This window comes from Candidatus Hadarchaeales archaeon (assembly GCA_038736355.1).
GTDB lineage: Archaea > Hadarchaeota > Hadarchaeia > Hadarchaeales > WYZ-LMO6 > WYZ-LMO6.
In genome coordinates this window covers 228645-255357 of sequence record JAVYML010000001.1, presented here as the reverse complement: position 1 = coordinate 255357, position 26713 = coordinate 228645, and the positions used below count along the sequence as shown (strand labels likewise).

The following is a 26713-nucleotide window of genomic DNA, read 5'->3' as shown; positions in this document are numbered from 1 at the left end:
TCCCACGCCTCATCCTCCCAGTGGTTGCAAGGGTTCGGAAAGGAGGAACTCTCCTTCCAAGATTTTCTTCTTGAGGAGTTCAGCAAGTTCCACGGCTTTCCTTCTACAGGATTGTCGAAGGGTGATGGGTACCTCCCTGTTCCCGACGGGCAATGTTCCCAATTTTCCGCGGAAAGAGGAGGGGCAGAGCTGTATACAGGTCCCGCAATCGAAGCACCTTTCCAGGTCAATTCCCTTTCCTTTTCTGAAAGCGCCCGTAGGACATTTCCTCTCCACGGGGCAGGCTTTGTGCTCGGCGCATGAGGATGGCAGATACTCCACCTTCAGATCGACTCCCTTCCAGACCTTGGAGTATTGGGTGTGCTCGAAGGGTACCCTGTCCCTCACGTCGGCAATGGGAAGTTCCACTTCCTCGTCCCTCACCTTCAATCCCTTGAAGACCTCTTCGTTCAAGACGGGTATGGCCATGGCTACGGAGGTGATGCACTCTGGTCCAGCCGAGGTGACAAAACCGCCCATGAACTTCGGGATCATTCCCTTCATATCCGCTGTCAAGGAGAGATTGGGTTTTTCTTTGGAGAAACGCGTTCCTACCCCCATGATGTACCCCATGGCTCCGTTGAGGAGGATCCTCGTTCCAATCCCCACCGTCAGGAGCTTAGGATCGTTCTCTAAAGGATTGAGCTCCCCGCACCCAGAGACGGAAGCTTCAGTCAGCCGACCCCTAAGACCGAGCACCGAAAAGATGGTCTTCACCCTTCCCTTTCCCCCGTGGACAAAGGCCATGTAGTTCCTGAAGGCACTGCGACTGGTGAAGATCCTCGCCAGCTCCATCTCTTCAAGCCTCACTTCCCTCATGAACTTTTTTCCTCCTGCTCTGACTTCTACTTCCACTTCCTTTCCCTCCACCAGCTCTCTGAAGAGATGTCCACCTCCATATTTCCCGGGAGAAAGTTCAGACCTTGAGGTCCCGTAGACGATGGCTTCCACTATCCCCAGTCGCTCGTTGGGACAGGGTCCTGGAAAAGCTGGGACTCCATTGAGCCAGACTTTTTCAGCCTTTTCGAATTTTCCCCTCTCGGCAACTGGGATGGAGAGGAGGGCGAAGGTGCCGGACATGAGGGCACAGGTGGCACAGGTGACCACATCCACCTCTTGAGGGGAGAGTCCGCTTTCGGCTGCTTTCTTGAATTCTTCAGCCGTCATTACCACAGCTTTTCCTTCCCTTATCCTGCGGTTTATTTCTTCCACCGTTTTCATCGACCTCCTCATCCCATGTTATAAAAAAAGTGTGGATAATAATACTTCTTAGTGAAAGAAAGAGGGGGAAAGGACGGGAAATTTTTTCCTCATAAGGAAAACATATTGACATTTTTTAAAGAAAAGAGCGTTAAACCCCAAAGATGGATGGAGAGGACCCCAGATTGCCGAATTATCTCTCCTGTATGCAGTGCGGTTCGTGTGTTTCTTCTTGTCCGGCCACTTATGCTTATCATCAGGGCTTCCTAGCTGAAGAGTTCAATCCCATGAAGCTAGTGGGCCTCATGAGGCTCCATTCCTCCCTTGGAGACTTTCCCCTAGACAAGTGCTTCCACTGCTACACCTGTAAGTGGGCCTGTAGGGTGGGCAATAGCGTTTCGGATCTCATCAAGGTCCTTAGGGAAAGAAAGAATGGGGTATATCAGGGCCCCCTTTACCGCTCCCTCTACGAGAAAGGCTTGTGCCTGACGCCGGAGAGCTTTAGATCCGGGACGTGGGAGGACTGGAAGGGTTTCGACAGAATACTGAAGGAAATGCCAAACGTCCGCAGGGAGCTCGGCTTAGAGGACCTGTATAGAAAAATACCAGAAGAAGCCCTTCAACAGATTCAGAGGCTCTTGGAGATGAGTTCCTCTTTGAAGTTAATCGGAGGAGGACATGGAGAAGGGTGTAAAAGACCCAATCCTCTTGGAGGAATCTACCTCTTCAAAAGCTGTGTGATGGACACCCACTATCCAGGTGTTACCCTTTCCTTGAAATACTTACTAGAGAAGCTTGACCTGAAGTACCTTGACGACGAGAGGCAGTCCAGTTGTGGTGGTTTCGGCTATTATGCTGACGAGGTTTCCCTTCCAGCTCTCTTGGCTCTGAACGCTAGGAACTTTGCCCTAGCGGAAGAAGGGGGTTTCGAGACGGTGGCCACGGTGTGCGTGACCTCCTACGGTATTCTCACCGAGTGCTGGAAGCTCTTGGGCGGGAAACTGGGGGAAGAAGTGAATGGGCTGCTCAAAGGGATAGGGATGAGATATAGGGGGAGAGTGGGGGTTTATCACCTCTCGGAGATCCTGTATGCGTTCAGGGGAAAGCTCAGGTCCCTAGTTAGTCACGACCTCTCCGGTCTCAGAGTGGCTGTTCATCAAGGTTGTCATTACACCAAGATGTTCAGGGAGTATGCGACGCCTAACTTGCTGGAAGAACTGGTGGCAGTGACGGGTGCAAGGGTGGTTGACTACGAGGAGAAGAACCTCTGCTGTGGTATGGGGTTCAGGCATACGTTGGATAATAGGGAGCTGGTGAGATCCGTAGCTCTGAGGAAGTTGAGGGCCTTGAAAAGCTCAAGGGCGAGGATAGTGGTGCACGCCTGCCCGGGTTGTCAGGTAACGCTGGACAGAAACCAGAAATACCTAGAAGAGAAAACGGGAGAAAAGTTCGGGATGGTTCATATGAATTACGGGCAACTTCTAGCCCTTTCCTTAGGTGCGGATCCTTGGAGGGTGGTGGGCATCCAAACCCATTCCATTTCTCCTCAGCCCTTGCTGGAAGAGCTTTCCCTGGTCTGAGGAGCTCAGGGTCTGGATTACCTGAACTTCTTGGGGATATGGCCAGGATGGTAGGAGAGGAAGGGCTTGATCCCGGCCCTCTTTAGTCTTTCCTCCACGTGTGGGTAGAGGAAGACGTATTCCTCTTCTAGGTTCCTGGAAAGGAGGGGATCTATCTCCTCCAGTCTGCGCTTAAGACCCACCAAGTTTTCCCTGGGGCTAAAAGAAAGCATCACGGCCGGATGACAGGCCACTCCATGGTCCAGCAGGTTCTTCAGGGCCTTCAGGGCCAGCTCGAAGGCTTCAGGTTTAGCACCCGTGAGGCGTGAGAACTCTTGGGGGTTGGTCCCTTTCAGGGAGACCCTGACGTGGAGGTTCTTGAACTCGGAAAGGTCTTTGGCATACCTCTCGTCGATGAGCATGCCGTTGGTTTCTAGGATGAAGGTATAGGGACTCTTTTCCACCAGCTCCAACAAGCGAAGGAGGTGCTTTTTGCCTATGGTAGGTTCATTTCCACTCACCCTAAGCTTGTTGTACTGGAACCTCTTAGCGCAGGCTTGGAGTTCTCTGAAGACCTCCTCCGGTGAGTAAAACTTTCCCATGGAGGGATTGTCCCTAGGGGCTCCGCTCCAACAGAACACACACTTCAGACAGCATCCACAACAATCCGCCGTGGCGATTCCACCATACCAGTCCCCCGGCCTAGGAATCCTGTAGTACCTTCTCTTCTCCCCTTCCACCACCATTTTTTCTACTTCTTGGGCTAGCTGAAGGGGATCGTACACATATAATTTCCTTTTCAGGGGGGTTAAGGCTACTCCTTTGCCCCAGCTATTGGCTTTTTACTTCATGCCATTCTCCCTTCTTTCCCACCCCTTCTATCAGCGGTTTTCTTCCTGTCAGGGTTAGATAGGACTTCCATCCTCCCTTTTGCAGGATTTCCTGCAGGTCCCTCTCCACCGCCGAGTGATAGCCTTCGATTTTCACCTTGGAGGGGTTGGAAAGGTACACATAAACATTCCTTCCATCTTTAGTACGGAATTCGAACCTCTCGTAGGAATCGGGCACTCCCTCGTACTCATCCAAGCGTTTCAGCACCTTTTCCTTGGAATCGCATTCTATTTCCAGTAACTTTCCCCAAGTGGCTCCTCCCTTGAAGGGAAAGAGAGTATCGTATTTTCCCCTCGCCCCGTGTCTCAGCAAGATGAAGTCTAGAATGCGGGCATCCTGATAACGGAACCTGGCTTTCAGTCCCTCTAACCTGGAGGAAACTGTTCGTGGGTTTGTCAAATTTCCATACACGAAGAGAAGTATCCTTTCCACCTTTACGATTCGAGGATCCACTTTTTCCTTAAGATTTTCCCATTCTATTCTTTTCCCATCTCTTCTTACTGGGACAGCTAGGTTCTAGGCACATCTTATAGGGCCTTCTTCCCGTTCTTCCCACGAGGATGAGTGGAGTGCCACAGCATGGACAGTTCTTTCCAAGGGTCACGATAGTACCTGAGGAGGGAAGAGGATAGGTTATCCTGCATCCCTTTTCGAAGTTGGAGCACCCCACAAAGCGCTTCCCATTCTTGGTTGGAATTATTCTCAGCTCCCCCCCACATTTACATCTCCCTAAGGTCCTTTGTGCAAGTCTGGTTCTCCTATACATTTCGGCCAATTTTTTTCCTATTTCTAACTCCCTTTCCCTGAATTTTCTCAGGATTTCTTCCAACTTGATCCTGGCTTTTTCCACCACTTCCTCCTTTTTGATCTTGCCCTCTTGGATGGCTTCCATTTCCCTTTCGAAGGAAGCAGTAAGCTCCTCGCTCACGATTTCCGGACACCATTCCTTCAGGGCGCTCACCACCCCCATTCCAAGCTCCGTCACGGTAATCCGCTCTCCATGGATGTATCCCCTGTCGTAGAGGTTTTGGAGGATGGGACCTCTGGTGGCCTTGGTGCCCAACCCACGTTCCGCCATTTCCTTGAGGATGGAGGCAGGATTGTATCTGGGAGGAGGTTGGGTTTCACCCTTCTCCATCCTCACTTCCTTAACTTTCAACTTTTGTCCTTCCTCCAGTAGGGGGAGGTAAACCTCCTCCACTTCCGCATATTTCCCATACAGTTCCAGCCATCCCTTTTCTACTACCCTTCTTCCCGAAAGGTGGAAGATTTGATCTCCACAAACCAATTCTATCCTCTTCCCCTCCACTACTGCCGGATCGCCGAAGACGGCTAGGAACCTGCGCACGATCAGATCGAAGAGGTTGCGGTGGCCCCCCGTGAGTTCTCCTGCTTTTTCCCCCGTGGGATAAATGCTGGGATGGGCAGGATCGGTTTTTTCACCCTCCCTTGGCTTCAGTTTCTCTTTCGAAAGCAAAATTTCTACGGATTTCCTATACTCTTCCATTTCCCCTAGTCCTTCTAGGATTCTCCTGTATCCGATGGCGGGTGGGAGTTTCTGGGAGCTGGTACGTGGATAGCTGATCGCCCCCGCCAAGTAAAGGTCTTGGGCGAGTTGTTGGGTGCGCAGAGGGGTATAGCCGAAACACCGGTAGGCTTCCATCTGCAGGGTTCCGAGATCGAAAGGGGTGGGAGGATGGCGGTGGTATAATCTTATCTCCACCCTTTTGACCACGGCTTCCCCCCCACACTTTCCCACCGCTTTCTTGGCTTCGTTTTCCTCCCAGAAGCGCTCCACTTCATGTTCGGCCACCAGCTCCTTTCCATCCACTTCTACCACCAGCTTCAGAGTCCAGAAGGGTCTGGGCACGAACTTCCTGATCTCCTCCTCCCTTTCCGCGAGGATTTTCAGGGTGGGCGTTTGTACCCTACCAGCCGAGAGCTTTGCGAAGGAACCCATCACCCTCTCCACGGAAGAGCTCAGTGCTCTGCTCACGTTCATTCCCCAATACCAGTCCAGCACATGTCTGGCGATTCCGGCGTTTACCTGCTCAAAATCTAGCCTTGGTAAAAGGTTCCTGTAGGCCTCCCTGAGTTCCTGGGCGGTGAGGGTAGAAAACTTCATGCGCTTAGCTTTTCTCACCGCTTCTTCCCCACAGAGAAATTTCAGAACCGTCCAGCCTATCACACTCCCCTCCACGTCGAAGTCGGTGGCAACCACGTATTCCGAGCTGCCCTGCGCCAGTTCCCTGATGGTTTCCAAGAAGACTTTTGTTCTCGAAGCCTTTCGATCCACTTGATAAGAGGGAACCCATTCCACCTCGAAGACAGGATAGTCCTTCAAGGGTTTGGTATTTTTGAGGGTGAAGAGGTGTCCCAGCGACGGAACCACCACCGCCTTCTTACCATCGAGCTCCAACTCGTAATAAGGCACCCCCCTCCTTTCCTCCCTCCTGGCTTTTCCCAAGGCGGAGGCGATCTTGGCGGCGGCATCGGGTTTTTCGCAGAGGATGAAGATTTTCTCCATGTCTTCCGGCAATCTTTTTGCTGGGGGATGGAATATAAGCAGATGAGAAGCCTTCTTTTCCAGGAGGCAAGAGATGTGGAGCCCACTCACTGATTACGATATATATCTCTTCAGGAAGGGAGAACATTTCCGCCTCTACCGGAAGCTCGGCGCCCATTTAGTGGATGGGGGTGCCCACTTCGCCGTCTGGGCCCCAAATGCTTCCTATGTCTCGGTGATAGGGAGCTTCAACGACTGGGACCCCGGGGCCAACCCCCTCAGGCCCAGAGAGGACGGTTCGGGCATCTGGGAGGGTTTTGTGGAGGGGGTGAGAAAGGGTGATCTCTACAAGTACCGCATCCTCTCGAGGTATGGGGGATATGCGGCGGACAAGGCAGATCCCTTCGCCTTTTTCAACGAGGTTCCTCCCGCCACGGCCTCGGTGGTTTGGGATTTGGATTACGATTGGAAGGATGCGGAATGGATGCGTTCGAGGAAGGAAAGGAACTCCCTTTCCTCCCCCATGTCGATTTACGAGGTCCATCTTGGTTCTTGGAGGAGGGTACCAGAGGAGGGGAATCGCTTTCTCACCTATTCCGAGCTGGCCAAGTTGCTTCCGGAATACGTGGAGGAAATGGGCTTCACCCACGTGGAGTTTCTTCCGGTGATGGAGCATCCCTTCTATCGCTCATGGGGATATCAGATTACGGGTTATTTTGCCCCTACGAGCAGATACGGAACTCCACAGCAGTTCATGGAGCTGGTGGACGCCCTCCACAGGAGGGGAATAGGAGTGATCCTCGACTGGGTTCCATCCCACTTCCCCTCAGATGGACATGGTTTGGTCTTTTTCGATGGCACCCACCTGTACGAGCACGCCGATCCGAGGAAAGGTATCCATCCCGAATGGGGAAGCTGTATTTTCAACTATGGTCGCCATGAAGTTAGGGCCTTCTTGATAAGCAGTGCCCTCTTTTGGCTGGACAAATATCATGCGGACGGTCTTAGGATAGACGCCGTCGCTTCCATGCTTTACCTCGACTATGGAAGAAGGGAAGGGGAGTGGATACCCAACGAGTATGGGGGGAAGGAAAATCTGGAAGCCATCCACTTCCTGCGTCGACTGAACGAGGTGGTCTACGGTGAATATCCTGACGTACAGATGATAGCCGAGGAATCCACCGCTTGGCCCTTGGTCACCAGACCCACCTACGTGGGTGGTTTGGGTTTTGGCCTGAAGTGGAAGATGGGATGGATGCATGATACCCTCCGCTATTTCTCGATGGACCCCATCTACAGAAAGTATCATCATGATCTGATCACCTTCAGCATGTGGTACGCCTATTCCGAGAACTTCATCCTTCCCCTCTCCCATGACGAGGTTACGTACGGGAAGGGTTCCCTCTTCGGGAAGATGCCGGGGGATGTTTGGCAGAAGTTCGCCAACCTCAGGCTCCTCTTTGGTTACATGTACGGCCATCCCGGTAAAAAACTCCTTTTCATGGGTGGGGAATTCGGGCAGTGGAGGGAATGGGTTCACGATGAAAGCTTGGAATGGCATGCCCTCGAGTACGAGGATCACAGGGGACTCCAGCGGTGGGTGAGGGACCTCAACCATCTTTACAGGAGGGAACCTTCCCTCCACGAGCTGGATTTCGAACCTGAAGGCTACGAATGGGTGGATTTCAAGGATGTCGAGCAGAGCGTTATTTCCTTCCTGAGGAAGGGAAGGAACAGCCCACCCATCTTGGTGGTCTGCAATTTCACCCCCGTTCCCAGGTACGGATACAGGATAGGGGTGCCCCAGGGGGGTTTCTGGAGGGAAGTGCTGAACAGCGATGCTAGAGAATACGGGGGAAGCGGATTGGGAAACCTTGGAGGAGTTTGGGCGGATCCCGTTCCTTGGCATGGTCGCCCTTATTCTCTTCCCCTTACCCTCCCACCTTTGGGGTGTCTCTACCTGAAGCCGGAGGGATGAGATGAAGTATGTTTGTATCCATGCCCATTTCTATCAACCTCCTAGGGAGAATCCCTGGCTCGGGGAGGTGGAGGTGGAGGAGGGGGCTTATCCCTACCACGATTGGAATGAAAGGATCACGGAAGAATGCTATGCCCCCAACACTGCCTCCCCCCTTTTGGATGAAAGGGGCAGGGTGAAGGAGCTGGTAAACAACTATTCGAGGATAAGCTTCGACTTTGGTCCCACCCTCCTCTCTTGGTTGGAGAAGAAAGAGAAGGAAGTTTACAGGGCCATCTTAGAGGCGGACAGGGAGAGTAGGGAGAAGTTTTCTGGACATGGTTCTGCCCTCGCCCATCCCTATTCCCATTCCATCCTCCCTTTGGACAACCGGAGGGACAAGTGTACCCAAATCCTCTGGGGAGTGAGGGACTTTCAGAGGAGGTTCGGTAGGAAGCCGGAGGGGATGTGGCTTCCTGAAACGGCGGTGGATCTGGAAACCCTTGACTTCCTCGCTAGGGTTGGCATAAAGTTCACCATCCTCGCACCCCATCAGGCCGCCAAGGTGAGACCGCTGGGTGAGAGGAAATGGGTGGATGTCTCGGGGGGGAAGGTGGATGTGACCATGCCCTATCTCTGTAGGCTTCCTTCTGGCCGCTCTCTCTCCCTTTTCTTCTATCACGGCGGTGTGGCTTTCGATGTGGCTTTTGGAGGCCTCCTCCACAGCGGGGAGCAGCTTGCGAAGAGATTGTTGGGCATTTTCTCATCCAGACCCGAACCCCAACTCGCCCACATAGCCACCGATGGAGAAACCTATGGCCACCATCACAAATTCGGTGATATGGCTTTGGCCTATTGTCTCAGGTACTTGGAAAGGGAAGGAGGAGCCAAGCTCACTGTCTATGGGGAATACTTGGAGAGATATCCACCCACCCACGAGGTACAGATTTTTGAGAACACCTCTTGGAGCTGTGCACATGGGGTAGAAAGGTGGAGAAAGGACTGCGGATGCAGGCTCGGATTCAAGCCCGATTGGCATCAGAGGTGGAGGGAACCTCTCAGAGATGCACTGAACTGGCTCAGGGATACCCTCGCCACCCTCTACGAACGTGAGGCAAAGAAATGGTTGGTGGATCCGTGGAGGGCTAGGAATGAATACGTGAAGGTCGTCCTCGATCGCTCCAGGGAGGTAGTGGAGGGCTTCTTGGAAAGACAGGGGGCAGGGAGATTGCCCGAGGAAGAGAAGGTTAAGATCCTGAAGCTCATGGAGATGCAGAGACATGCCCTGCTCATGTATGCGAGCTGCGGTTGGTTCTTCGATGAGCTCTCGGGACTGGAAACGGTGATCATCCTGAGGCATGCGGCAAGGGCCCTCCAGCTGGCAAAGGAAGTCACGGGTTTGGATTTGGAGCAAGAATTCCTCAGGAAACTGGAAAGGGCCCCAAGCAACCTTCCCGAATTCGGAACGGGAGCAGGGGTTTACGAGAAGTTGGTTAGACCTTCCGCCTACACCGTCCTCAGAGTGGCCTCCACGCTGGTGATTCTCTCCCTCTTCCGTTCCTCCCTTCCTTCCCGCTTTCATTCCTTCGAGGTGAGGGGAGGTTTCCAGCACGGGGAAGAGGGGGAGGGAAGGTTGAGGATGGGATGGCTCGAACTTTCCTCCAAGCTCACGTGGGAGAGTTCCTCCTTCCAATTCTGTGCTCTCCTCTCCCCCTGGGGCTTTCCTTTAGCTTTTTTGAGGGAGGGAAGGGGGGAGCTTCCTTCCAAGCTGGTGGAGAGTATAGCGAAGGCCTTCAGGGAGGGAATGGGTGAAGTGATGAGAGAGATAGAAAAACATTTTCCCTTCCAATTCTCCGTGCGTCATTTGCTCGAGGACTCGAAAAGGGAAGTACTGGAGAGGATGGTGGAGGAGAGGTTGGGCGCTCTCGTCTTCTTACTGGAGGAGGCGGTGGGCCTTCTTCCCTCTCCCAAAAAGGGTGAGAGGGGCCTTCCTGCAGAATTCTCCCCCCTGCTGGAATTATGGTTGAACTTAGAACTCAGGAGAGAAATGGAAGAGGGAAACTTCGGGAAGGTGGCGGAAACAATGGAGGAGATGAAGGAACTTTCGCTCAGGATCGACGAGCCCCGCCTCTCCTTTATCCTCTCCAGGAAGCTCTCCGAGCTGGCAGAGAAGCTTAAGGGAGAGGAGGGGGATGTGAAAATCCTTAGGGAAATGGCAAGGGGCATTTCCTTGCCCTTGAAGCCGAACCTTTGGAGGATCCTGGTGAGGTGTTACAGGTTAATGGGTGAATACGAGAAGAGGGGGGATAAAAGGGTGTTGGAGGAGTTCGAAAGGGTTGGAAAGCTTTTGAATCTAAAGCCCTCCTAAGAGGACAAAGTCATAGAGCCTTTCAATCACGGAGTTATCACATGGTAGATTGACGGGATGAACTGAGTTCTGAAACCGAAAGGGGTTTAATCGTGGGTCCTCAGTTAGGGTGATGGAAACTGCCATCCTCCTCCTCTCCTGTCCGGATGCCAAGGGGATAGACGCCAAGATTTCCACCTTCATCTGGAAGAACGGTGGAAACATCGTTCATTTCGATCAGCATGTGGATGAGGGATTCGGGAGGTATTTCGCCAGGGTGGAGTGGACGCTCGAGGATTTCGCCCTTCCCAAGGAGAAGATAAGGGAAGCCCTCCATCCACTGGCTTCGGAGCTGAAAGCAGAATGGGAGGTCCATTTCAGCTCGGAGAGGCCGAGGGTGGGGATCATGGTCTCCCGATACCTGCATTGTCTCTACGACCTGCTGGCGAGGTGGAAGGAGGGAAGGTTGAAGTGCGATATCCCCATCGTCATAGGGGACAAACCAGATGGAGAGGAAGTGGCTAGGATGTTCGGTGTTCCCTTCCAGTACATTCCTGTCGATTTGAACAAGAGGGAGGAAGGGGAAAGGAAGCAGATAGCCCTCCTCAAAGAAAAGGGAGTGGAGCTGGTAGTGCTGGCTCGCTATGGAAAAATCCTTTCCCCTCTTTTCGTACAGGAATTCAGGAACAAGATCATAAGCGTGCATCCCTCCTTCCTTCCCGCCTTTCCTGGAAAGGATCCCTTCACCCAGGCCTATAAACGGGGGGTGAAGCTCATAGGTGCCACGGTTCATTTCGTGAACGAAGAAGTGGACGAGGGCCCCATCATTCAGCAGGATGTGGTCAGGATTTCCCACAAGGATTCCCTTTCCGACTTGGTGAGGAAGAGCGAGAACTTGGAGAAGATTCTCCTGAGCGAGGCGGTGAGGCTTTACTGTGAGAGGAGACTGCTGGTTTACGAGAACAAGACCATCGTCTTCGAGTAGTTCGAATCAGAGCTCGATTTCGTTCACGATTTCCCAGGTCCTCTCGTTGAGTACGGTTAGGTTCTCTTCGGAAATCACGTAAAGGTAGTCCTCTAGATAGACGGCTCTCCTCACGGCACGGTTTTCCACCACCCTCACCACTTCCAAATCTTTTTCTCCATAGGAAATCACATACCCCTTTCCAAAGGCCGGTAGAAAGAAGACCTCATGGTCGGGGTCTAGGAGGAAGGCGTGGTGCGTTTCAAGGATCTCTGACCAGTACTCCTCCAAGAGGAGCTTGTCTAGCTCTATGGGTTGGGAGGGGGAGGAGAGGTCGAAGAGGGAGACCTTCACCTTCCAGTTTTCCCTTCCTATTCCCAGTAGGAGGTTATCGTTTATGGGGTGTAGATAAGAAGAATAGCCAGGCACCTTCAGCTCACCCACCACTTCCGGTTTGGAGGGATGGGAGAGGTCGATCACATGCAGGGGATCAGTTTCCCTAAAGGTTACTACGTATCCCTTATCCCCTATGAACCTCACGGCATAGATTTCTTCCCCCGAACCTAGATCCGTAAGGGAGCCAACCACCTTCAGTTCATGGTCTAAGACATACACGTCGTTGGTGCTTTCCCCCTTCCATCGGAACATCCAGGGTTCCACGGTGGTGGCGAGGCGCAGGTACCCGCCCTCCTCGTCCAGAGAGAACTGGTTGAGCAGCCTTCCAGGAACTTCGGCCTGGGCCACGATTTCAAAGTTTTCCAGCGCTATCTTCACTATGTGGGTGGTCTCGAGCTCCCTCTTCCTCTCAGCCACATATCCTTCCCATCTTTTCCACAGCTCTTCCCAGGGAAGGTCTACTGAGGAGAGCAGGACCTCGAGCTCCACCATCTTGGCAGCATCGCTGAGATCGTAACCCATGAGCCTTTCCACCTTCCTCATGAGGTTCGCGGGAACAAGGTCTGGGCATCCGGAGAGGAAGTGATAGTACGTCTCGACGAGCGAGGCAGAGGAAGTGTAGGCGAGGTAGAGGGAAGTCCTTGACATGTAGACCACCGAGGCGCCTGAGTATCCCACAAAGCTCACGCTCTTCTCCACTCTACCCTCCCTCGGATTCAAGATAAAGGCCGTGTAGACTGAGTCCACGGGTATGGGAATGGGTGGATGGTAGATGTCGGTGGCTTTCACCAGCACCTCGGTATCTTTGGCTTTAAGGGGCTGCAGGGGAAGGGACACTGGACTTCCCAGCGGAGTACTGGTGACTAGATAAATCCTACCCCGGTAAAGACGTGCTGAGACTAGGTCAGCTTTCAATTCCACGTTCCAGAGTTCTCTTGGGGAGGAGGGATCGGACACGTCGTAGCCGGTGATTCCCTCGTGGGAGAGGAGGATCAACAGGTTCTCCAGAAGGAGCAGTTCTCCATTCCTCTCCAGTCTGGAGACCACCGAAAGTTCAGAGGGAGGAAAGGCCCTTATGATTTTCGTGCTCCAGTAGCCAGAGAAGTAGAGGTGTCTACCGTTGGTCTTCACGATGTCGGGCTCGTCTATGCCCTTCACTTGTATCGTGGTTTCGGAGATTCTGGAGGCCTCCTCCCTCTCCCCACTACCTTCGAGGACCCTGATGGGTGAGAGAGGAGTTTTCCCCAAGAGATACCCCCCCATCCTCCAGTAGCCGCTGAGCCATTCCTGTGACTTGGAGAGGTACTGGAAAAATTCAGCTTCGGAGGAAAACTTAATCAATCCCTGAGCGGGTACCTCCCTTCCAGGACTGCGAAGCCAGAGCCAACCCGAGGAGATTGTGAGGAGGATAAAGAGGATTAAAACGGCGCCGGTCTTGATGGGTCCAAATTTGCCCTTCACCCTTCTTTCCCATCTTCGGTAATCCTCGGCCACATCTTTCTTCCCCTTTTAGTTGGTAAAATACCATCCTGGAACGAAGATATAGTCGAAAACGTATCCGTTGTTGGTTGGAAGAATGTTTTATGAGGGGAACTCCAGTCTAAGTGATGAGGTTCAAGAAACCCTCTAAACGTCAGCCCGTTTCGATCGAAGAGGTTTTTCTAGAGCCCAAGAACCAAAAACTGGTGGTGTACCTTCCTCCCACCATAAAGGAACTTCTGGAGGAATTGGCTAGGAACTCGGAGGTCAAGACCAATACCTGCGTTCTCTACTTATTGGTAAAGCAGTTGAAGGAATTGGGCCTGTTGAAGTAACCAGCCTTTCAGTACTGGATACCCTTCTTTGCTTGGAAGGGCTCGGGGATTTTGATTTCCCTTATTTCCACCACCACATCCGCCTTCTCCCTCAGCCCTTTGGGTGCGTACCTTCCCGTGAGGACCACATCCGTTTTCTTGGGCAGGTTATCCAGGAGCTTGAGTATTTCTTCCATCCCCACCAGTTTCCATCCAGCCACTAAGTTCAGCTCATCGAGGATGAGGAGATCGGGCTTTTTTTCCTTGGCGATTCTTTCTGCGAACTCCAGTCCCTTCCTCACAAGTTCTCTGTCCTCTTCACCAAGCTCTTCCTTCTTCATCCAACCTTTCCTTCCGAATTGGTAGATCTCATAGTGGGGGGAAAGCCTCTCCCTTATCTTATACTCCCCTGTGTTCTTCCACCATTTGAGGAACTGGACGATCACGACCTTCTTCCCCTGGCCTACCGCCCTCAGGGCCAGCCCCAGGGCACTCGTGGTTTTCCCCGGCCCCGTTCCCGTGAAGAGGTAAACCTTTCCCAACCCTTTCAACCTGGAAGGGGGACAAAAAAAAAGCTGTACATCAGTTTTTAGGGTTACCTGAACGAATGATTTTGGATATGCCAATTCAGAAGATAAAAAAGAGGGACGGAAGGCTGGTAGATTTCGATCCCAGCAAAATCAGGGACGCCGTTCATAGGGCCTTCATAGCCGTGGAGCAGGAGGATGGGGAAAAAGCAGAGGAGGTTACCAGGGAGGTGGTAAGGATGCTGGAGGAGAGGTTCAGGGAAAGGATACCCTCCGTGGAGGATGCCCAAGATGCGGTTGTGGAGGTTCTGAGGAGGAGGGGTTATGAAAGGGTGGCGGAGGAATATCAATCGTACAGGGAGAAGAAAGAGGAGATAAGGAGGTTGAGACAGAGCCTCGGGATTCCCGAGCCCAAGCTTACGGTCAATGCCCTGGAGGTCCTCCGCAGTAGATACCTTTTGAGGGATGAGACGGGAAGAGTCGTCGAGACACCCCAGCAGATGTTTTCAAGGGTGGCGAAGGCCGTAGCTGGGGTAGATAGAAACTACGGTGAGGATCCTGAGGAGAGCGAGCGAATCTTTTACGGAATGATGGCGCGTTTGGAGTTCCTTCCCAATTCCCCTACCCTCTTCAACGCAGGGACAGAAATGGGGCAGCTCTCCGCCTGTTTCGTCCTTCCTGTGGAAGACTCCCTCGAAAGTATTCTCACGGCCGTGAGGAACATGGCCATCATAGAGAAGAGCGGTGGGGGTGTGGGGTTCGACTTCTCCAGGCTCAGACCCAAAGGGGACCTGGTGAAATCGACGATGGGTGTGGCCTCGGGACCGGTAAGCTTCATGAGGATCTTCGACATCACAACTGAGGTCATCAAGGCGGGAGGGAGGAGAAGGGGTGCCATGATGGGGATTCTTAGGGTGGACCATCCAGATATCCTGGAGTTCATCACCTGTAAGAGGGATTACACCTTTCTACAGAACTTCAACCTCTCCGTCTCCGTCACGGACGAGTTCATGGAAAAGGTGGAAGAGGACGGGGAATACTGGCTCATCAATCCCAGGAACGGGGAGAGGGTGGAGAAACTGAGGGCTAGGAGCGTTTGGAAGTTGATGGCAGAGTCCGCCTGGGCGAGCGGAGATCCCGGAGTGATCTTCATAGACGAAATCAACCGCCACAACCCCACGCCTGGAGTGGGTAGGATAGAGGCTACCAACCCATGTGTGCCCGTCTACACTTGGGTCATGACAGAAGAGGGACCTAGACAGGTAAGGGACCTCATCGGGAAAAAGTTCGTGGTCGTGGCGAATGGGGGGAAGTGGGAAACTACGGAGGAGGGATTCTTCAGGACTGGAGTGAGGCCGGTTTACAGGCTGATTACGAGGGAAGGGTTCGAGGTTTGTCTTACATGGGATCATCCCGTTCTCAGGGTCAAGGGAAGGACGGGATGCGCGAGGGAAATGGAGTGGGTACCGGCGGGAAAACTGGAGAGGGGGGATAAGGTACTTTTGAACCGCAACCGGGTTGTGACTTCTTGGGAGGGAAAATTCACCTTCGAGGAAGGCTATTTGGTGGGTCTCTTCTTGGGCGACGGGAAGGAGGGAAGGGTGGAGGACCTTACCCACGCCCGTATGAAGAAACTGCCCAACGGATCAGATTCCTTGGAGAAACTTGCGAGGGAAATGGGGCTGAGGCCAGGAGAAAGGAGGATCACCGTTCCGATGGAAAAGGCCTCTTCGGCCTTCTGTAGGGGCTTGGTTAGGGGACTGTTCGATGTCAATGGTTCGGTTCGGGGAAGTAAACGGAAGGGTGTTAGTGTGAGATTGGTGCAGAGCAACTTGGAGATTTTGAGGGCAGTACAGCGCATTCTCCTCAGGTTCGGGATATATTCGAAAATCCGCAAAGGAAGGGTGCGCGAGCTGGTTATTTCCGGGGAAGATCTCCTCGTTTTCGCCCGGAAAATAGGCTTTGGAGACCCGAAGAAAAGGGAACGCTTGGAACGTCTTCTCAGCCTTTACAAGGGGGGGATGGAGGGGGGACGCTTCCTGGCCACCGTAGAAAGCCTTGTCTTCAAGGGTCGAGAAGAGGTCTTCGATGTTAGGGTCCCGGGTGTGAACCTCTTCGATGCCAACGGCTTCTGTGTGCATAACTGTGGGGAACAGCCCCTCCTGCCCTACGAATCCTGCAACCTGGGCTCCATCAACCTTTCGAGGATGGTGGAGGGGAAAGAAGTGAACTGGGAGAAACTGGGAAAGACGGTGAGAAGCGCCGTTCACTTCCTGGACAACGTCATAGATGCCAACAGGTACCCGCTCAGGGAGATAGAGGAAATCACCAAGGCCAACAGGAAGATAGGATTGGGGGTCATGGGTTTTGCCGATATGCTGATCAAATTGGGTATCCCCTACAATTCGGAGGAGGCACTGAGGCTGGCGGAGAAATTGATGCGCTTCATCTCGGAAGAAGCACGCAAGAAGTCGGTGGAATTGGCCGAAAAGCGCGGTTCCTTCCCCAACTTCGAAAGGAGCATCTGGAAGGATAGGTATGGGGCCATGCGGAACGCCACCGTGACCACCATAGCCCCGACGGGGAGCATAAGCATCATCGCCGGATGTTCTTCCGGGATAGAACCCATCTTCGCCCTCTCTTTCATTAGGAAGGTGCTGGGGGGAAGGAAGCTCTTCGAAATCCATCCCCTCTTCGAGCTCATGGCCAAGGAAAGGGGTTTTTACAGTGCGAAGCTTCTCGAAGAAATAGCCAAGACCGGATCCCTCCGCGGGGTGGAAGGGGTTCCGGAGGACCTCAGGAGGATCTTTGTCACTGCCTTGGACATCCCCCCCGAGTGGCATGTGAGGATGCAGGCCGCCTTCCAGAAATACACCGACAACGCTGTTTCGAAGACCGTCAACCTTCCTTCTGAAGCCACCGTGGAGGAGGTGGAAAGGGTTTACGAGCTAGCTTGGAGACTCAAGTGCAAGGGGGTAACGATTTTCCGCTATGGGAGCAAACCGGAGCAGGTGCTTTACATAGGAAGGGAGGCGAAGTTCGTGGCGGCCGAAGCGGAGTATGCGGGGGGATGCCCCACGAGGACCTGTCCTTTCCCCGGCTAGCAAGGTTTTAGGGGTGGAAGGAGAAAAAGAGAAGATGCCTTGGGATGCGGGAGTGGATAGCCTGCTGCTCTGGATGTTGATGTTCTTCATCTTCGGGGTCCTGTGGAGCTATCTGACTCCCCAGCTCATGTCCATGCAATCCAGCCTCCTCCTCTCCAAGGTGAGGAAATCGGTGAAGGAGCTGGAGGAGTGGGCAAAGGAGACCAAGAGGATAGCCCTTCTTTCCCTCCAGAAGCATGGAAGGACCAAGAGGGATTTGGAGGAGGAACTGGGAAACTTCCTGGAGTTCTTCGCGATAGAGCCCGTATCCGAGGATCCCGTGGGGGTCATCCAGAGACTCGATCACATCTTGGATGTTAGGAAGAAAAGGTTCGAGGATGCGGTGGCCCGTTTCGCTCCCAAGGCCGATCCCGAGGAGGCGGCCACGCTGGAGATGGTGATAGAGGGGGCGATGGCCACCCACTACCTCTACAGGATAGTCAGGCACTTCCTCCTCCTTGCCGAAAAGACGAGGAGCTATCAGTTGGCGATGGCCATCCAGATGTATATGCCCATCTTCAAGGAGTACGCGAAGGCCTACAGGGATGCCACCAAGGTGTTTTCCGAGGGAAAGCCCATCGGGGACGGGGTGGGAGCCCTGGTGGCGGCCAAACTCTTCGATGGGGCCAAGGTGAAGGAGCTGGTGGAGGATACGGTGGTGGGTGAGGTGGAGTTCGAGGGAAGAAAGCTATTGGTGGTGAAGGCCAAAGGACCCGGTGGGAGGGTGGGTAAGCCCGGGGAGCTCATAAGCAAGCTGGTCAAGAAGAGGAAGATAGCTAGGATCATCATGGTGGATGCTGCTCTGAAGCTAGAGGGGGAGAAGAGCGGGGAGGTGATCGAGGGGGTGGGTGCAGCCATAGGGGGACCTCCCACCGAAAAGTACAAGATAGAACAGGTGGCCGTGAAGCACCGCATCCCGCTGGATGCGATCGTGATCAAGGAATCCTTCAGGGAGGCCATCACCCAGATGAACAGCAGGATTGCCAAGGCCGCGGATGAGACGGTGGAGAGGGTGAAGAGGGCCGTGAGGGAGAGGACCAAGCCTGGGGATTGGGTGATAGTGGCCGGAATAGGCAACACGATAGGGATAGGGCAGGGAAAGGACCTTCCCAAGGACTTCCCTCCCCCCACAAAGGAGGAGGAAATAGAGTCAAACAAGTTATTTATTCCCGTCTAGGGGTAAGGTTGCAAAGGTGGAAACATGCACAGGTACAAGCACGTCTCAGAAGTGGAAAAGCTCATGTGGGAAACCACCAGGGTGAGGAACATTGGGATAGTGGCTCATGTCGATCACGGAAAAACCACCCTTACCGATTCCCTGGTGGCGGCTTCGGGTATCATAAGCTTCGAACTGGCAGGGGAGCAGCTCTTCACCGATTTCTTGGAAATAGAGCAGCAGAGGGGTATCACCGTACAAACCTCTGCCGTGAGCTTGGTACATGAGCTGGAGGATGGGGAATACCTGATCAACCTCTTGGATACCCCCGGTCATGTGGACTTCACGGGCGACGTTACCAGGGCCCTCAGGGCCATCGATGGTGTGATCGTGGTAATGGACGCGGTGGAGGGAATCATGCCCCAGACGGAGACGGTGGTCAGGCAGGCCCTGCAGGAGTACACCAAACCCGTTCTCTTCATAAACAAAGTGGACAGGCTGATAGACGAGCTCAAACTACCTCCAGAGGCCATCCAGGCTAGACTGGCAAAACTCATCGCCCAGTTCAACGAGCTCATAAGGAAGTATGCCCCAAAGGAGCTTGCCGAAAAATGGCAGGTGAGGGTGGAGGAGGGGTCGGTGGCCTTTGGTTCGGCAAAGGAGAAATGGGCTCTCTCCGTTCCCCAGATGAAGAAGAAGAACATCACCTTCAAGGATGTGTTGGAGGCCTCGAAGGAGGGCAAGAGGGAGGAGCTTGCCAAGCGCACACCCGTTTATGAGGTGGTTTTGGACATGGTGGTGAGGCACCTTCCCAATCCCATCGAGGCTCAGAAGCTCCGCATCCCCATCCTTTGGAAAGGGGATTTGAACAGCGAGTTGGGAAGGGCCATGCTCTCTTGCGATCCCAATGGAAAGATCTGCATGGTCATCACCGACATCATCGTGGATGAACAGGCAGGCGTGATCTCCACGGGAAGGGTCTTTTCCGGGACGGTGGAGAAGGGTAAGACCGTGAGGCTGGTGGGTGCTAAGCAGGAGGCGCGCATCCAACAGGTGGGGATCTACATCGGTCCGAAGAGGGAAATTGTGGAAAAGGTGCCGGCTGGAAACATAGCGGCCGTGATAGGGATGAAGGAGGCAGTAGTGGGTGAGACCCTCGTGGAGACGGGGGCGGAGGGGGCAGCGGGTTTTGAGGAACTTAGATACATAAGCGAGCCCGTGGTTACCTTGGCCATTGAACCCAAGAACTTCCAGGATCTTCCCAAGCTGGTCAACCAACTCAACAAGATAGCTAGGGAAGATCCCAACGTGAGGGTCAAGATCAACGAGGAGACGGGTGAATACCTCATCTCGGGAATGGGGGAGGTACACTTGGAAATCGTCCAGTACAAGTTGAAGGAGGCAGGCTTGGAGGTCAAGACCTCAGAGCCCCTGGTAGTTTACAGGGAAACCATCACGGGGAAGGCAGGACCGGTGGAGGGGAAGTCGCCCAACAAGCACAACAGGTTCCAAATCAGTGTGGAACCCTTGGAGCCGGAGGTACTGAAGGCCATAGACGAGAAGAAGGTCACGGACAAGCAGGATCCGAAGGAGAGGGCTTCCATCCTCAGGAAGCTGGGATGGAGCGCCGATGCGGCCAAGGGGGTAATGGCGGTCGTTGGGGGGAACATCCTCGTGGACATGACGAAAGGGGTCCAGTACATGGGGGAGGTGGAGGACTACATCAGGGAGGCCTTCACGCAGGTTTGTAACGAGGGTCCAGTCATGAGGGAACCCCTGAGAGGGGTCAAGGTGATAGTGAACGATGCCATGCTCCACGAGGACTCCGTACATAGGGGTCCAGCCCAGATCATACCCGCGGTGAGGCGACCCATCCAAGCCTGCATCCTCATGGCGAATCCCGTGATCCTTGAACCCCTCTTCAGGCTGGAGGTGCGCGTTCCAACGGAGTTCATGGGAGGGGCGATCAAGGTGATCCAGGGGAGGAGGGGGAGGATCATCGCCATGGAGCCGGAAGGGGAAGCGGTAACCGTCATAAGGGCCCTCCTTCCCGTGGCCAATTCCTTTGGTCTGGCGGCCGAGATGCGTTCGGAGACGGAGGGAAGGGCGATTTGGGCTACGGAATTCGAGCGCTTTGAAAGGTTATCCCCAGAACTCCAGGCCCAGGTTATAGCCAATACTAGGAAGAGGAAGGGTCTGAAGCTGGAGGTGCCTAAACCGGAGGAATTCATGGATTGAGCATCCTCCTTTTTTTTAGATGAGGCTCCAGGTGGGATGGGATGGAGCCCCCGGTGAAGGTAAAAATATACAGGGATAGGGGGATGGTGTTCGAGGAAGCCCAGGCCAACCAGCTTTACCAAAAGGGGGCCTTTGGAAAGCCCCTGAGCGGAGGCAAGTTACAGCTCTCCCCTCTGGAAGTCCTCTATCTGGTGGAGAATGGAAAGGCGGAAGCGGTGGATGGAAAGTCGGGGAAACCGCTGGGCTGGGAGGAGCTTTGTAAGAGGTTCTCGAAACTGGATCCGGAACTGGTGCTGAAGTATGCCGTTTATTCCGACCTGCGCTCGAGGGGATACGTGGTAAAAACGGGGCTCAAGTTTGGGGCCCACTTCAGGGTTTACGATAGGGGGGAGAGACCTGGGGAAGCCCATTCGAAGTATTTGGTGCATGCCATTAAGGAAGGAATAAGACTCTCCCCCCCGGAGCTGGCGAGGGCGGTGAGGCTGGCCCACTCCGTTAGGAAGACCATGCTCTTTGCAGTGGTGGACGATGAGGGGGATGTGACCTATTACTCCCTCAGGAGGGAAAAACCGTAATGCCAGAGAAACTGGATCCTTGGGGAACGGGATTACCCGAAGACTACTCCAGACTCATGCAGGAATTCGGGATAAGACCCTTGGAGGAACTCCTCCCTAGAATCCCCGATCCCCTCCACCTGATGAGGAGGGGAGTAATCTTCGGACATCGGGACTTCGAAAGGGTCCTCGAGAGGATGATTGGAAACGGAAGGTATGCGGTCATGACGGGGCTCATGCCGAGTGGAAAGATGCATCTGGGGCACAAGATGGTGGTGGATCAGCTCGTCTGGTATCAAAGGAAGGGAGGGGAGATCTTCCTTTGCATAGCGGATATGGAGGCCTTCTCCGCTAGGGGCATCCCGTACGAGAAGGGTAGGGAGATAGCGTTTGAGGAATATTTGTTGAACTGCGAGGCTTTGGGCCTAGAATTGGAGAGGTGCAGGGTGTACTTCCAGTCCAGGAGCCAGGAAGTGCAGGGTTTGGCCTACAGCCTGGCCAGGAAGGTGAACTTCAGCGAAGTGAGGGCCATCTACGGCTTTTCTGGAGAGACACATCTCTCCCATCTCTACTATCCCATGATAGATGTGGCGGACATCCTCCATCCCCAGCTGGAGAAGTTTGGGGGTCCCAGACCCACGGTGGTTCCCGTGGGTGTGGATCAGGATCCGCATCTGAGATTGGCGAGGGATGTGGCGGCCAAATTTTCCGAAGAATATGGTTTCCTTCCCCCTTCCTCCACCTATCATAGGTTGATGAGGGATCTCTTCGGGGGAAAGATGTCCAGCAGTAGGCCGGACTCGGCCCTTTTCCTCACCGATCCCCCAGAGGTTTGGGAGAGAAAGATTTGGGATGCCCTTACGGGGGGAAGACCGACCGCCAGGGAGCAGAGGGAGAAGGGGGGGGAACCTTCCAAGTGTCTGGTATACGAGCTCTGTATGTACCACTTCATGCCTGAGGACAAGGAGCTCTTGGAGTTGAAGGAAAGGTGCGAGAAGGGGGAAATCATCTGTGGAGAATGCAAGGAGGGAATGGTGGAGAGGGCCAAGGACTTTTTGAGGGAGCTGGAGGAAAGGAGGAAGGAGGTAAGGTCCAAGGTGGAGAGACTCCTGCATGAGATTTATCCTACTTTTTAATTTCTGAAGGAGAAAAAGGGGAGGATCTCCATGGGGAAAAGACCCAGGAAGTGGAAGAAAAAGGGAAGAATGCGCTGGAAATGGGTAAGGAAGCGCATGAGGAGGAAGCTCAGGAGACTCAGGCAGAGGAAGATCGGGGGATAAGCTTTAAGCGATTCGGAGAAAAGTGAGGAGAGAACATGCCCCTCAAGCCTGGAAAGTGCTACAGGTACTTTAGCGGTCCGGCCTACACGAGGAGAGAGTTCGTGGACGGCGTACCGGGCTCACGTATCACCTTCTTCGACATGGGGAATCCGAACGGTAACTTCCCCGTGGAGGTCTCGTTGGTGGCCCAGGAACAGGGGCAAATCAGGCACAATGCCTTGGAGGCGGCCAGGATGGCCGCCAACCGTCTACTGGAAACGAAGGTGGGAAGGAACAACTATCATTTCAAGATCCGCCTCTACCCCCACCAGATCCTGAGGGATCATCCGATGGCTTTGGGGGCGGGGGCGGACAGGGTCTCCGAGGGCATGCGCCTGGCCTTCGGAAGGCCGATAGGTACGGCAGCTAGGGTCAAACCGGAGCAGAAGTTGATGACGGTTAGGGTCCCGGAACAGTTCCTTCCCCTGGCCAAGGAGGCCCTCGAGAGGGCCAAGAGCAAGCTCCCCCTCAGGTGGAGAATGGTGGTTGAGAAGACGGGCTAGAGGAGGATTCCGAGCAGCTCGTAGATGGCCCTGGCGGCCGCAAAGGCCGTCTGACCGGAGTCGAAGGGTGGGACTACCTCCACCACGTCGAAACCCCTTATGTCCAATCCCTTCAGCCCCCTGAGGATCCTCAGGAGGTCGATGGTGGTCAAGCCTCCCGGTTCGGGTGTGGAGACGGCGGGGGCGAAGGCAGGATCGAGAACATCCATATCGAGGGTTAGATAAACGGGGGAAGATCCAACCTCTTTCCTCACCTCCTCCAGGACCTCCCTGCCCCCCTCCATGAGCCTTTCGGAAGTGTAATACCTTATTCCTTCCCTTTTCCCGAATTCCGCCTCCTCCGAGGAGGAGGACCTCACTCCCAGCTGGATCAACTTCTTGGGACTAAGATGATCCAGTACCCTCCTCATCACCGTGGCATGGTTGATCCTGCTGCCCAGGTACTCTTCCCTGAGGTCGCGGTGGGCGTCCAGCTGCAGGACGTACACGTCCCCAAAGGCCTGCAGGGAAAAGAGGGTGAGGGTATGTTCCCCTCCTAGGAGGGCGGGTATTTTTCCCTCCTCCACCAGCTCTTCCACGGCTTCCTTTATCCTTTTCCCGTCCTCTTGGAGTTCGGAGGAGAGGAGGAGGTCCCCCAGATCGGCTATCCCCCCCTTTTCGGCCAGCTCCACCCCCAAGGACATCAAATGGGTCTCCAGGTTGAGGGAGGCCTCCCTTATCCTCGAAGGTCCAAAACGGGCTCCGCTCCTATAGGAAGAGGTGGAATCGAGGGGAATACCGAGGAAGACGACCTTAGCCTCCTCATAGGTCCCCTCTAAGCCCCCGAAGCCTGGTTTTACGCTGAGGTATTCCGGGCTCATTTTTCGGACTTCAACTTCTCTTCCACCTGATATACCAGGAGCTTGGTTTTGGCCACGGTATCTGGGTTGACGGAAATGCTGTCTATTCCACACCTCACCAGGAATTCCGTGAACTCCGGATAAACACTGGGGGCCTGACCACAGATGGAGACCGTCACCCCATTTGCATGGGCCTTCCTTATCAGTTCCTCGATCGCCCTCTTCACGGCCTCGTTCCTCTCGTCGAAATATCCCATGTTGGCCAAGATCCCGGAGTCCCTATCCACACCCAAGACCAGCTGGGTTAGATCGTTGCTCCCTATGCTGAAGCCATCACACAACTTGGAGAATTCCTCCGCCAGGAAGACGATGCTTGGAACCTCCGCCATCAACCAGACCTTGAAGTTCTCCCCCCTTTCCAGTCCTTCCTCCCTCATGATTTGCAAACACCTCTCCACTTCCCAAACGGTGCGCACGAAGGGAAGCATTACCCAAACGTTGTCCAGTCCCCTTTCCCTCACTTTCTTGATGGCCCTGCACTCCAGCCTGAAGGACTGTTCGAACTGGGGACTGATGTAGCGGGAAACCCCCCTCCAGCCGAGCATGGGGTTGGCCTCCATGGGTTCGTACTTCTCCCCACCCTCCAGTTCCCTGTATTCGTTGGTTTTGAAATCGGAGAACCTGACCACCACGAACCTGGGATAGATGGCCTCCGCCACCCTCGCTATTCCCTCGGCCAGCTTTTCGGTGTAGACCTCCCCCTTACCCTCTTCCAACAGATAATTGGGATGTTTTCCCACCCAGCTGGCTATGATGAACTCTACCCTCATCAGTCCTATGCCTTCGAAGGGGAGGTCCTTGTACCTCCCTATCTCGTCCGGTTCGCCCAAGTTCATCAGGATCTTGGTCTTGGTCTTGAGTCCCCTCACTTCCTCCGGTGATACTTCTAGGGCCTTTTCCCTCGCGATCAGTTCGGGGATTTCACCCGCATAGACTAGCCCCTTCCTGGAATCGAGCGTGATCACCATTCCATCGGAGAGGACCTTCAGGGCATCCTTTGCCCCCACGATGCATGGGATCCCCAGTTCCCTCGAGACGATGGCGGCATGGGAGGTAATCCCTCCCTCGGAGGTGATGATGCCGGAGGCTATCTTCATGTAAGGTACCCAGTCCGGAGAAGTCATTTCCGTGACCAAGATTTCTCCCCTCTTGAGTTTCTCGGAGGCCTCCCTCGGACTCCTCACGATCCTCACGGTTCCTATGGCCGCCCCGGGTGAAGCGGGAAGGCCCTTCAGGAGGGGAGGATGCTTTACTTCCACCTCCATCGCCCTCTCCTCGTAGAAGACGGTCACGGGCCTGGTTTGGAGCAGGAAAACCCTGCCGTTCTCACTCGCCCATTCGAAGTCCTGGGGGGTGCGATAGTGGTTCTCCAACTTTAGGGCGAGTTCCCAGAGTTGCTTGAGTTCCTCCTCAGTCAGACATTCCCCTTCGGCCATCCCCTCCGGTACCTCCCTCTTCCTCAGGCCACCATCGGGGGAGACCACGGCCATTCTGGATTTGAAGGAGATGTGCTTCTCCACCACCTTCCCCGTTTTTTTATCCAAAACGTAGGTATCGGGTGTCACCAATCCTGAAACCACGGCTTCTCCCTGACCCCAAGAGGCCTCCACCACGATTTTGTTCCTATCCCCAGTCGAGGGGTGGAGGGTGAAACCCACTCCGGCCTTGTACTTTCCCTGTAGGTATTCCTCTTCCCGCAGCATCCCCAGCTGTTTTTGCACCACGAGGGCGATGAGCACCTTTTCGTGTTCGAAACCCTTCTTGGCCCTATAGAAGGTTGCTCGGGAGGTGAAGAGGGAAGCCCAACACTTCTTCACGGCTTCCAGCAGTTCCTCTTCCCCTTTGATGTTGAGGAGGGTAAGTTGCTGCCCGGCAAAGGAGGCATCTGGGACATCCTCAGCCGTGGCGGAGCTCCTCACCGCCACGTATTCTTCTTCCTTCCCGAACCTCTTCGAGAGTTCTCTGTACTCCTCAAGGATTTCCTCCTTTATCTCGGGAGGAATGGGCGAACTCTCTATCATGGAACGGAGCCTTTCGGTGTTCTTCTCCAGTTCCGAGGGATTGTCCACGTCCGTATTCGTGAGGATTTCCCTGATCTTCTTCCAGAGGCCGTTTTTCTCCACGAACTCCTGGTAGGCCCTGGTGTTTATCACGAAGGCGTAGGGAACGGGTAGTCCCGCGTTATACATTTCCCCCAGGTTGGCGGCCTTTCCCCCTACTTTGGGCAAGTCTTCCTTTCCCAGTTCCTCCAGCCTTTGGATGTACAGACCCATCTTTTCCCTCTGTACCCTTCCTATTTTGAATCAGCTTTTTTTATTCGTTTCCTTCGAGCTCAGACTTTCCGCCTCGATTCTCAGGAAAAAAGGACGTATTTTGAGAGGTAGAACGGCTAACTCGCTCCCGTATCCTGCCCTGCCATCAATCTCAGCACAGATCCTCAGGTTGAGTCCCACTTCCCCCTTTTGAGCCCACGGTCCCTCCCTTGGATTTTAGTATACAGCCTAGCAACATCACCCAATTCACCCTTTCGTCTAAATTTTCAAAAGCTACCCGAAACGGTACCTCAAAATAGACCTCCTTTCAAGCTCCGCTTCTGTATCGAGGGGTATCGCCCTTATAAAAGCTTCAGCCTCTTCGGATTTTGTCAAAATGAATTTCGTAAAAAATCGTCACGCCAGACTCGAATGTGTTTTTATCATTTCCCTTTTCGTGTAATTCTCTT

The 26713-nt window shown here is 54.0% G+C and carries 19 protein-coding genes; 11 read left to right on the top strand and 8 right to left on the bottom strand.

Going from position 1 to position 26713, the window contains the following annotated elements:
- Positions 1 to 9: 9 nt before the first annotated feature.
- Positions 10 to 1260, bottom strand: a complete 1251-nt coding sequence (locus tag QXG22_01100) for a methanogenesis marker 16 metalloprotein (GenBank protein ID MEM0358597.1) — start codon at positions 1258 to 1260, stop codon at positions 10 to 12.
- A gap of 143 nt (positions 1261 to 1403) precedes the next feature.
- Here QXG22_01100 and QXG22_01095 point away from each other — a divergent pair, with 143 nt between their 5' ends.
- Entirely contained in the window at positions 1404 to 2819 is a 1416-nt protein-coding gene (locus tag QXG22_01095) for a heterodisulfide reductase-related iron-sulfur binding cluster (protein ID MEM0358596.1), read from the top strand.
- A 17-nt stretch (positions 2820 to 2836) separates the two neighbouring features.
- Here the strand turns inward: QXG22_01095 and QXG22_01090 are convergent, their stop codons facing one another.
- From QXG22_01090 to topA, 3 genes are read right to left on the bottom strand one after another with little or no spacing between them, the layout of a single operon-like run.
- Complete coding sequence (locus QXG22_01090) at positions 2837 to 3583, bottom strand: radical SAM protein (protein MEM0358595.1); 747 nt, start codon at positions 3581 to 3583, stop codon at positions 2837 to 2839.
- A 46-nt stretch (positions 3584 to 3629) separates the two neighbouring features.
- Positions 3630 to 4121 carry a gamma-glutamylcyclotransferase family protein gene (locus QXG22_01085; GenBank protein MEM0358594.1) on the bottom strand — a complete coding sequence of 164 codons (492 nt, stop codon included), beginning with the start codon at positions 4119 to 4121 and terminating at the stop codon, positions 3630 to 3632.
- A 28-nt stretch (positions 4122 to 4149) separates the two neighbouring features.
- Positions 4150 to 6216, bottom strand: coding sequence for a DNA topoisomerase I (topA, locus tag QXG22_01080; protein ID MEM0358593.1), 2067 nt, complete (start codon positions 6214 to 6216; stop codon positions 4150 to 4152).
- A 73-nt stretch (positions 6217 to 6289) separates the two neighbouring features.
- Between topA and glgB the strand changes: the two genes are divergently transcribed.
- The 3 genes from glgB to purU all read left to right on the top strand — a co-directional run bounded on the left by glgB (position 6290) and on the right by purU (position 11484).
- Positions 6290 to 8173, top strand: a complete 1884-nt coding sequence (glgB, locus tag QXG22_01075; protein MEM0358592.1) for a 1,4-alpha-glucan branching protein GlgB — start codon at positions 6290 to 6292, stop codon at positions 8171 to 8173.
- Position 8174: 1 nt separating this feature from the next.
- On the top strand, positions 8175 to 10520 hold the full coding sequence (locus QXG22_01070) for a DUF3536 domain-containing protein (GenBank protein MEM0358591.1): 2346 nt from the start codon (positions 8175 to 8177) through the stop codon (positions 10518 to 10520).
- A 112-nt stretch (positions 10521 to 10632) separates the two neighbouring features.
- Complete coding sequence (gene purU, locus QXG22_01065) at positions 10633 to 11484, top strand: formyltetrahydrofolate deformylase (protein ID MEM0358590.1); 852 nt, start codon at positions 10633 to 10635, stop codon at positions 11482 to 11484.
- 6 nt (positions 11485 to 11490) lie between these two features.
- Here purU and QXG22_01060 read toward each other — a convergent pair whose 3' ends face one another.
- Positions 11491 to 13353: a beta-propeller domain-containing protein gene (locus tag QXG22_01060; protein MEM0358589.1), complete on the bottom strand. Its 1863-nt coding sequence runs from the start codon at positions 13351 to 13353 to the stop codon at positions 11491 to 11493.
- Between the two features lie 113 nt (positions 13354 to 13466).
- Here QXG22_01060 and QXG22_01055 point away from each other — a divergent pair, with 113 nt between their 5' ends.
- The gene (locus QXG22_01055) at positions 13467 to 13673 is read left to right on the top strand and encodes a hypothetical protein (GenBank protein MEM0358588.1); all 207 of its coding nucleotides are present in this window, start codon (positions 13467 to 13469) and stop codon (positions 13671 to 13673) included.
- 8 nt (positions 13674 to 13681) lie between these two features.
- On the opposite strand, the gene QXG22_01050 is transcribed toward QXG22_01055, so the two are convergent.
- Positions 13682 to 14194 (bottom strand): cob(I)yrinic acid a,c-diamide adenosyltransferase, encoded by a 513-nt coding sequence (locus QXG22_01050; GenBank protein ID MEM0358587.1) that lies wholly within the window; start codon positions 14192 to 14194, stop codon positions 13682 to 13684.
- Positions 14195 to 14271: 77 nt separating this feature from the next.
- On the opposite strand from QXG22_01050, the gene QXG22_01045 reads away from it, so the two are divergent.
- The 6 genes from QXG22_01045 to QXG22_01020 all read left to right on the top strand — a co-directional run bounded on the left by QXG22_01045 (position 14272) and on the right by QXG22_01020 (position 23092).
- A complete protein-coding gene (locus QXG22_01045; GenBank protein ID MEM0358586.1) occupies positions 14272 to 17283 on the top strand; it encodes a ribonucleotide reductase N-terminal alpha domain-containing protein in 3012 nt (1003 codons plus the stop codon).
- 13 nt (positions 17284 to 17296) lie between these two features.
- Complete coding sequence (locus tag QXG22_01040) at positions 17297 to 18499, top strand: DUF1512 domain-containing protein (protein ID MEM0358585.1); 1203 nt, start codon at positions 17297 to 17299, stop codon at positions 18497 to 18499.
- A 24-nt stretch (positions 18500 to 18523) separates the two neighbouring features.
- Entirely contained in the window at positions 18524 to 20716 is a 2193-nt protein-coding gene (locus QXG22_01035; GenBank protein ID MEM0358584.1) for an elongation factor EF-2, read from the top strand.
- Positions 20717 to 20757: 41 nt separating this feature from the next.
- Positions 20758 to 21291: a tRNA-intron lyase gene (gene endA, locus QXG22_01030; GenBank protein MEM0358583.1), complete on the top strand. Its 534-nt coding sequence runs from the start codon at positions 20758 to 20760 to the stop codon at positions 21289 to 21291.
- A complete protein-coding gene (locus QXG22_01025) occupies positions 21291 to 22406 on the top strand; it encodes a tryptophan--tRNA ligase (GenBank protein ID MEM0358582.1) in 1116 nt (371 codons plus the stop codon). The genes endA and QXG22_01025 overlap by 1 nt, the downstream gene beginning before the upstream one ends.
- Positions 22407 to 22585: 179 nt before the next feature.
- Positions 22586 to 23092 carry a 50S ribosomal protein L16 gene (locus QXG22_01020; GenBank protein ID MEM0358581.1) on the top strand — a complete coding sequence of 169 codons (507 nt, stop codon included), beginning with the start codon at positions 22586 to 22588 and terminating at the stop codon, positions 23090 to 23092.
- Here QXG22_01020 and speB read toward each other — a convergent pair.
- Positions 23089 to 23952 carry an agmatinase gene (speB, locus tag QXG22_01015; GenBank protein ID MEM0358580.1) on the bottom strand — a complete coding sequence of 288 codons (864 nt, stop codon included), beginning with the start codon at positions 23950 to 23952 and terminating at the stop codon, positions 23089 to 23091. The genes QXG22_01020 and speB overlap by 4 nt on opposite strands.
- Positions 23949 to 26264 (bottom strand): phosphoenolpyruvate synthase, encoded by a 2316-nt coding sequence (ppsA, locus tag QXG22_01010; GenBank protein MEM0358579.1) that lies wholly within the window; start codon positions 26262 to 26264, stop codon positions 23949 to 23951. Before ppsA ends, speB begins: the two co-directional genes overlap by 4 nt.
- Positions 26265 to 26713 lie beyond the last annotated feature (449 nt).